This window comes from Bacillus sp. 16GRE42 (assembly GCF_019837435.1).
Taxonomy (GTDB): Bacteria; Bacillota; Bacilli; order Bacillales; family Bacillaceae_G; genus Bacillus_A; species Bacillus_A wiedmannii.
Window position 1 is genome coordinate 1 of sequence record NZ_JADAXF010000031.1, and the last position, 399, is coordinate 399.

Genomic DNA, 399 nt, shown 5'->3' on the forward strand with positions numbered 1-399 from the left:
TTTCCAAAAACATGGGGCCTTAGCTCAGCTGGGAGAGCGCCTGCCTTGCACGCAGGAGGTCAGCGGTTCGATCCCGCTAGGCTCCACTTATTTTAATATCTTTTATGGCGGTGTAGCTCAGCTGGCTAGAGCGTACGGTTCATACCCGTGAGGTCGGGGGTTCGATCCCCTCCGCCGCTACCATAAAGGACCTTTAGCTCAGCTGGTTAGAGCAGACGGCTCATAACCGTCCGGTCGTAGGTTCGAGTCCTACAAGGTCCACCACTAAAGCTTTATATCTCGGAGGTATACCCAAGTTCGGCTGAAGGGATCGGTCTTGAAAACCGACAGGCGGCGAGAGTCGCGCGGGGGTTCGAATCCCTCTACCTCCTCCATTTTTTCTAAATTAAATATTTTATC

General features: G+C 52.6%; 4 tRNA genes. All 4 read left to right on the forward strand.

The features are described from left to right. Positions 1–13 precede the first annotated feature (13 nt). The 4 genes from ILS93_RS28475 to ILS93_RS28490 all read left to right on the forward strand — a co-directional run bounded on the left by ILS93_RS28475 (position 14) and on the right by ILS93_RS28490 (position 374). Positions 14–86: transfer RNA gene (locus ILS93_RS28475), tRNA-Ala, on the forward strand. 20 nt (positions 87–106) lie between these two features. Beyond that, positions 107–183, forward strand: a tRNA-Met gene (locus ILS93_RS28480). A 4-nt stretch (positions 184–187) separates the two neighbouring features. Continuing rightward, a tRNA-Ile gene (locus ILS93_RS28485) sits at positions 188–264 on the forward strand. A gap of 17 nt (positions 265–281) precedes the next feature. Beyond that, a tRNA-Ser gene (locus tag ILS93_RS28490) sits at positions 282–374 on the forward strand. The last annotated feature ends 25 nt before the right edge of the window (positions 375–399 follow it).